Origin of the sequence: Streptomyces sp. ISL-100 (assembly GCF_018614615.1) — a bacterium.
Taxonomy (GTDB): domain Bacteria; phylum Actinomycetota; class Actinomycetes; order Streptomycetales; family Streptomycetaceae; genus Streptomyces.
This window is the reverse complement of the sequence record NZ_JAGGOK010000146.1, coordinates 1-8,274: the sequence shown is the minus strand read 5'-3', so window position 1 is coordinate 8,274 and position 8,274 is coordinate 1. Positions and strand designations below refer to the sequence as shown.

The window sequence follows — 8,274 nt, the reverse complement described above, 5'->3', positions numbered from 1 at the left end:
TGCGGGCACGGACGGAAACGTCGAACTATCCGCCCTGGTAGCTGAGTTCGCCGCGCAGCGGCTTCCCGGATACATGGTGCCCTCCGCAGTGCTCGTACTCGATGCGCTGCCGCTGTCGGCGAACGGGAAGCTTGACCGCAAGGCCCTGCCCGCGCCGGAGTACACAACGGGGACGGGCCGGGGCCCGGCCGATGCGCGGGAGGAGATCCTGTGCGGCGTGTTCGCCCAGATCCTCGGACTCCAGAGCGTCGGGGTCGATGACGACTTCTTCGCGCTCGGCGGGCACTCGCTGCTCGCGGTCCGGCTGGTCAGCCGGATCCGTACGGTCCTGGACGTGGAGGTGCCGCTGCGGGCGCTGTTCGAAGCCCCGACGGTTGCCGGGCTTGCTGCCCACCTGGTCGGCGCCGACACGGCACGGCTGGCGCTGGCGGCCGCAGAACGACCGGAGCGCATTCCCCTTTCGTACGCACAGCAACGTCTTTGGTTCATCGGTGAGTTGGAGGGGCCCGGCTCCACTTACAACACTCCGATCACTCTCAGCCTCTCCGGCAAGGTGAACCGGGAGGCGCTGAACGCCGCGCTGAGGGATGTGATCGGGCGGCACGAGGTGTTGCGTACGGTCTTCCCGACGGCCGACGGCGCCCCCTGCCAGCGCATTTTGAAGCTTGAGGAACTGGCGTGGGAGCTGACTGACGCAGAGGTCGCGCCCGCGGACCTGCCTGAGGCGGTGGCTGAGGCGGCGGCGTATGCCTTCGATCTGGCGTCGGAAGTACCGATCCGAGCGTCGCTGTTCCAGGTCGGACCCGACGACCAGGTCCTGGTGGTCGTGCTGCACCACATCGCCAGCGACGGCTGGTCCAGGGGTCCGCTCGCCCGGGATGTCTCGGTTGCGTATGCCGCGCGGTGTGAGGGCCGGCTTCCGGAGTGGGAGCCGCTGCCGGTGCAGTACGCCGACTACGCCCTCTGGCAGCGCGAACTGCTCGGCAGCGAGAACGATCCGGAGAGTGTGATCTCCCGTCAGGTGGCCTATTGGCGCAAGGCACTGGAGGGCGTGCCCGAAGAGCTTGAGCTGCCCTTCGATCACGCGCGTCCTGCCGTGGCCAGTCACCGTGGGCACCGTGTGCCGTTCGTCGTTCCGGCGGACGTACATGCGCGCCTTGTGGAGGTGGCGCGCACCGAAGGCGTGACGGTGTTCATGGTGCTGCAGGCCGCCTTGGCGACGCTGCTGTCGCGCCTGGGCGCGGGTACCGATATCCCGATCGGCACGGCGAACGCCGGACGTACCGACGAAGCCTTGGACGATCTGGTCGGATTCTTCATCAACACGCTTGTGGTGCGTACGGACCTGTCGGGGGGCCCGACGTTCCGTGAGGTGCTGGCGCGGGTACGGGAGACGAGCCTGTCGGCGCTCGCGCACCAGGAGGTGCCGTTCGAGAAGCTGGTGGAGGAACTGGCCCCGACCCGCTCAATGGCCCGCCACCCGCTGTTCCAGGTCCAGCTGGATCTGCACAACAACGCCCAGGCGGTGCTTGAGCTTCCGGGAGTGCAGGCCGGTGGGACGCCGACAGGGGCGGCGACAGTGGCGAAGTTCGACATGGAGGTGTCGGTCGGGGAGGCCTTCGACGAGGAGGGTGCGCCGGCGGGGCTGCGCGGTTCGGTGATCGCGGCGGCGGACCTGTTCGACGCCGAGTCGGTCGATCGGATCACGCGGCGGTGGGCGCGGGTTCTCGGGCTGCTTTCCAGCGATCCAGAGCTGCGGTTGCACGCGGTCCGGGTCCTGGACGACGACGAGCGGCATCAGGTGCTCACCGAGTGGAACGACACGGCCGTCGAGGCCGGGCCTGGGCTGGTGCCGGAGCTGTTCGAGGCTCAGGTGGCGCGTACCCCGGATGCGGTGGCGGTGGTGTGCGACGGCGTGGAGATGTCGTACGCGGAGCTGGACGCGCGGGCGAACCGGCTGGCGCATTACCTGGTCGGCCAGGGGGTGGGCGCGGAATCGGTCGTGGGTCTGTGCCTGGGCCGCGGCGTCGAAATGATCTCTTCGCTCCTGGGCGTCTGGAAGGCCGGTGCGGGCTATCTGCCGATCGACCCGGAGTATCCGGCGGAGCGAATCGCGTACATGTTGCGCGACAGCCGGGCCGTACTGGCGCTGACAACCGAGGAGATCCTGGACGATCTTCCGGCCGGGCGTGGGCGGCTCGTCGCGCTGGACGATCCGCTGATGGAGATGCGGCTTGCCGCCGCACCGACGACTTCGCCCGGGGTGTCGGTGGCTTCGGACGGTCTGGCGTACGTGATCTATACGTCGGGTTCGACAGGCCGCCCCAAGGGTGTGGCAGTGACCCATGGCGGCCTGGCCAACTATGCGGTGTGGGCTGCTGGGGCGTACGGGACGGCAGCCGGTGGCGGTGCGCCGTTGCACTCGTCGCTGGCATTCGACCTGACGGTGACCAGTGCGGTGGTCCCTTTGATCTCCGGCTCCGCGGTAGTGGTGAGTCCGGCCGGCGGCGCCGAAGGCCTTGCCGAACTGATCGGCACAAGCGCCGAGTTCGACATGGCGAAGGTCGTTCCCGCTCACCTTCCCATGCTGGGTGGCCTGTTGACGGACGAGCACGCCGCGTCATCGGCCCGGACGTGGGTGGTCGGGGGTGAGGCGCTGCCGGGTGCCGTCGTACGGGAGTGGCTGGATCGTTCGCCGGGTTCGGTCGTGGTGAATGAGTACGGGCCGACGGAGACAGTGGTCGGGTGCTGCGTCTTCGAAGTGCGCGCCGGTCAGGAGATCGGTGAGACGGTGCCGATCGGGCGGCCGATCGCGAACACCCAGCTCTATGTGCTGGACGCGTATTTGCAGCCGGTGGCTCCGGGCGTGGCGGGCGCGCTGTACATCGCCGGTGCGCAGGTGGCACGGGGATATGTGCGGCGCGCCGGGCTGACCGCTGAGCGGTTCGTGGCATGCCCGTTCGGCGGCCCTGGCGAGCGGATGTACCACACTGGCGACCTTGCACGCTGGACGGTTGACGGCCGGCTCCAGTACCTGGGACGTGCGGATGAGCAGGTGAAGGTCCGTGGGTTCCGGATAGAACCGGGCGAGGTCCACGCCGTGGTCGCCGCGCACCCGCAGGTCGCCCAGGCGGCTGTGATCGCCCGTGAGGACAGCCCGGGGGATACGCGGCTGGTCGCCTATGTGGTGCCTGCCGATGTCTCCGACGCCGATGACGCGTTGCCGGGCACGGTGCGGGAGTTCGCGGCCCGGCGGCTGCCGGAGTACATGGTGCCCTCGGCGGTGGTAGTGCTCGAAGCCCTGCCGCTGACCGTAAACGGAAAGCTCAACCGTAAAGCCCTCCCGGCACCGGACATCGCCTCACCCGGCACCGGCCGCGCCCCGGCCAACCGCCAAGAGGAGCTCCTGTGCGAGGCGTTCGCGCACATCCTGGGCCTGGAGAGCGTCGGCGTCGACGACGACTTCTTCGCCCTGGGCGGGCACTCACTGCTCGCCGTCCGTCTGACCAGCCGTATCCGCGCCGTGCTGGGCGTCGAGGTGCCGTTGCGCGTGCTTCTCGAAGCATCGACGGTGGCCGGGCTCGCTCAGCAACTGGGCAAACAGAAGCCAGCTAGGCCGGCGTTGCGGCCGATGCGTAACCAGGAGGAGTCCTGATGATTCCGTTGTCATTCGCGCAGCGTCGGCTGTGGTTCATCGGCCAGTCGGAAGGCCCCAGCGCCACCTACAACATCCCGGTCGTGCTGGGGCTCTCGGGCGACGTGGACCGGGAGGCGCTGAACGCCGCGCTGAGGGATGTGATCGGGCGGCACGAGGTGCTGCGTACGGTCTTCCCGACGGCCGACGGCGAGCCGTACCAGCACATCCTGAAGCTCGATGATCTGGCGTGGGACCTGGCAGTGGTCCAGGTCGCGCCCGCCGACCTGACTGACGCGGTGGCTGAGGCGTCGGCGTACGCCTTCGAGCTGGCGTCGGAGGTGCCGATCCGGGCGTGGCTGTTCGAGGCCGGGCCCGACGAACGGGTGCTGGTCGTGACGCTGCACCACATCGCCAGCGACGGCTGGTCGACAGGGCCGCTGGCACGCGACCTTTCGGCGGCGTACGCGGCGCGGTGCGAGGGGCGGGCGCCGGAGTGGGAGCCGCTCCCCGTGCAGTACGCCGACTACGCGCTGTGGCAGCGCGAGCTGCTCGGCGACGAAGCGGACCCGGAGAGCGTGATCTCCAGCCAGGTCGCCTATTGGCGCGAGGCCCTGGCGGGTGCGCCGGAGGAGTTGGAGCTGCCGTTCGACCGTCCGCGTCCGGCGGTGGCCTCCCACCGCGGGCACCGCGTGCCGGTCGACATATCGGCTGACGTGCATGCGCGGCTTGCGAACATGGCACGCGCCGAGGGCGTCACGATGTTCATGCTGCTGCAGTCCAGTCTGGCGGTGCTGTTCTCCCGCCTGGGCGCGGGCCACGACATCCCGATCGGCACAACAGTGGCCGGGCGCACGGATGTGGCGCTGGACGACCTGGTCGGATTCTTCGTGAACACGCTGGTGGTACGCACGGATCTGAGGGGCGACCCGACATTCCGTGAGGTGCTGGCGCGGGTGCGAGGAACCGGGTGGGCGGCGTTCGAGCACCAGGAGGTGCCGTTCGAGAAACTGGTCGAGAAGCTGGCCCCGACCCGTTCGCTGGCACGCCATCCCCTGTTCCAGGTGATGTTCAAGGTTCAGAACAACGCGGAGGCGGTGCTGGACCTGCCAGGTGTGCAGGCCGGTGGCATGTCAGCGGGGGTCTCGGCGGCCAAGTTCGACTTGGACTTCTCAGCAGGGGAGATGTTCGACGCGGACGGCGTTCCGGCGGGGCTGCGGGGCTCGGTCGTGGCGGCCGCGGACATGTTCGACGTGGAGTCCGTCAAGCGGATCGTTGAGCGGTGGGTTCGGATCCTCGGGCTCCTGGCCGACGGGCCGGACGTGCGGCTGAGTGCCGTGGATGTGCTGGCTGAGGGTGAGCGTCGCCGGGTGCTCACTGAGTGGAACGACACGGTGGCCGAGGTTACGCCGGCGACCTTGCCGGAGCTGTTCGAGGCGCGGGTGGCGCAGAGCCCGGATGCCGTGGCGGTGGTGTTCGACGGGGCAGAGGTGCCGTACGCCGAGCTGGATGCGCGGGCGAACCGGCTGGCGCGACTGCTGATCGGCCGGGGCGTGGGCCCCGAGTCGGTAGTCGCAGTGGCGATGGAGCGCGGCGTCGACATGGTCGTGTCCCTGCTGGGTGTGCTCAAGGCGGGTGGCGCGTACCTGCCGATCGACCCGGAGTACCCCGCGGACCGGATCGGCTACACCCTGGACAGTGCGAGTGCGGTCGCGGTGGTGACCACGGCGGAGCTCGGCGGGGTGCTCCCGGCGGGCGTGTCCCGGATCGTAATGGATGACCCGGCGACGGTCCGGGCGCTGGAGGCCCTGGACGGCAGTACGCCGGATGCGGCGGAGCGGGTGCTGCGGCCGGACAGTCCGGCGTACGTGATCTTCACGTCCGGTTCCACCGGTCGCCCGAAGGGCGTCATGGTTCCGCATGCGGGAATCGTCAACCGCCTGGCATGGATGCAGGCCGAGTACGAGCTGTCGGCCGGCGACCGGGTGATGCAGAAGACGCCGTTCGGTTTCGACGTGTCGGTGTGGGAGTTCTTCTGGCCGTTGCTGGAAGGCGCCACGCTGGTCGTGGCCCGGCCGGGTGGCCACCGGGATCCGGCGTACGTCGCCTCGCTGATAGCTGAGCAGGACGTGACGACGGTGCACTTCGTGCCGTCGATGCTGGAGGCGTTCCTGGCGGAGCCGACGGCGGGCGGGTGTGTGAACCTGCGGCGAGTGATCTGCTCGGGTGAGGCGCTGCCGTTGTCGGCGCAGGCCCGGTTCTTCGAGGTCTTCGACGGTGTCGAGCTGCACAACCTGTACGGGCCGACCGAGGCGTCGGTGGACGTCACGGCCTGGCAGTGCCGTCCGGATCAGGATGGTGGACCGGTGCCGATCGGTGCGCCGGTCGCGAATACCCGGGTGTATGTGCTGGATGGGTCGATGGGCGCGGTGCCCGTGGGCGTTGCGGGTGAGCTCTACCTCGCGGGTGTGCAGCTGGCGCGGGGATATGTGGGGCGTGCGGCCCTGACGGCGGAGCGGTTTGTGGCGTCCCCGTTCGGTAGTGCGGGTGAGCGTTTGTACCGCACTGGTGACCTGGTGCGGTGGAACGCGGACGGACAGCTGGAGTATCTGGGCCGGGCCGACGACCAGGTGAAGATCCGGGGCTTCCGGATCGAGCCCGGTGAGGTCCAGGCTGTTGTGGCCGCGCACCCGCAAGTCGCCCAGGCCGCGGTCATCGCGCGTGAGGACGTTCCGGGTGACAAGCGGCTGGTGGCTTATGCCGTATCAGCACAGGGCGACGCTACGGACCAAGAACTCCCGGTGCTGATAAGCGAGTTCGTTGCCCAGCGGCTGCCCGGTTACATGGTCCCCTCCGCAGTGGTGATCCTTGACTCCCTGCCGCTGTCGGTGAACGGGAAGCTGGACCGCAAGGCGCTGCCGTCTCCGGACTTCGCGGGTATGGCGGGTGCGGGCCGGGGGCCGGCCAACGCGCGGGAGGAGATCCTGTGCGCGGCCTTCGCCGACGTACTCGGCCTGGAAGGCGGAGTGGGCGTCGACGACGACTTCTTCGCCCTGGGTGGGCATTCGCTGCTGGCGATCCGGCTGGTGAAGGCATTGCAGGCAAGCGGCGTTTCGGTGTCGGTACGGGCGCTGTTCCTGGCCCCGACCCCGGCGGGTCTCGCGGCGTCGGCCGGAGCCGAGCAAGTGGTGGTTCCGGAGAACCTGATTCCGGCGGATGCGTCTGCGATCACGCCGGAGATGCTGCCGTTGGTTGATCTCTCGGCCGCGGAGGTGGCACGGGTTGTTGCCTCGGTGGAAGGTGGTGCGGCGAATGTGGCGGATGTGTATCCGCTGGCGCCGTTGCAGGAAGGCCTGCTGTTCCACCACCTGCTGTCGGAAGGTGGCGAGGACGCGTATGTGATGCCGACGGTCGTGGAGTTCGACTCGCGGGACCGGCTGGACGCCTTCACGGATGCGATTCAGCGGGTGGTGGACCGGCACGACATTTACCGGACCTCGCTCGTGTGGGAGGGGTTGCGTGAGCCGGTGCAGGTGGTGTGGCGCCGTGCGGTGCTCCCGGTGGTAGAGGTTGCCCTGGATGCGCAGGGTGGGGACCCGGTGGACGAGTTGCTGGCAGCCGGCGGCTTGTCGATGGATCTGCGCCGCGCACCGCTGCTGAGCGTTCACGTCGCGGCGGTGCCTGGCAGTGACACGTGGCTCGGTTTGGTGCGGGCGCATCACATGGTGCAGGACCACACCGCCGTGGAGGTGCTGCTGGCGGAGGTACGGGCGTTCCTGACGGGGCGTGGTGAGGAGCTCCCGGAACCGGTGCCGTTCCGGGACTTCGTGGCGCAGGCGCGTGGTGGAGTGGAGCGCTCGGAGCATGAGCGGTACTTCGCCGAGCTGCTGGGTGATGTGACCGAGCCGACGGCGCCGTTCGGGCTGGTGGACGTACGCGGCGACGGCGCGGCCTCGGTGCGGGCACGCGTCCCCCTCGGCCAGGAGTTGCACGAGCGGCTGCGGGGGGTCTCCCGCCGATTGGGTGTAAGTGCGGCGACGGTCATGCATGTGGCGTGGGCGCGTGTGCTGGCGGTGGTCAGCGGCCGTGCTGATGTGGTGTTCGGCACGGTGCTGTTCGGGCGCATGAACGCGGGAGCCGACGCGGACGGGGTGCCGGGCCCGTTCATCAACACGCTCCCGGTGCGGGTGCGGGTGGACGAGTTGGGTGTGGTGGCGGCGGTGTCGGCGATGCGTGGTCAGCTGGCGGAGCTGCTGGAGCATGAGCACGCGCCGCTGGCGGTGGCGCAGAGGGCCAGCGGAGTGGCCGGCGACACCCCGTTGTTCACCTCGTTCCTCAACTACCGGCACAACACCGGCCAGGAGGAGGGCGACAGCCGCGACGAGGCAATGGAGGGAATCCGGCTCGTTTTGTCGCGTGAGCGCACCAACTACCCGTTGATGGTCTCGGTTGACGACAACGGGGATGGGATCTCGCTGGCTGTCGATGCGGTGGCACCAGTTGATTCACGGTCGGTGGGTGTGTTGGTGCGTACTGCGGCGGAGGGTTTGGTGTCGGCGCTGGAGGTGGCGCTGGAGGGTGGCCCGGATGTGCCGCTGAGCGCGGTTGAGGTGTTGGACGGGGATGGGCTTCGTCGGGTG

At 69.2% G+C, this 8,274-nt stretch carries 2 protein-coding genes; both read left to right on the top strand.

Translation table 11 applies throughout. The annotated features are described in order from the left end of the window. A partial coding sequence (locus tag J7E89_RS40000; protein WP_214981415.1) for a non-ribosomal peptide synthetase occupies window positions 1-3,655 on the top strand: 3,655 nt, incomplete at its 5' end. Beyond that, a partial coding sequence (locus J7E89_RS39995) for a non-ribosomal peptide synthetase (RefSeq protein ID WP_214981414.1) occupies window positions 3,655-8,274 on the top strand: 4,620 nt, incomplete at its 3' end. The genes J7E89_RS40000 and J7E89_RS39995, both read left to right, overlap by 1 nt.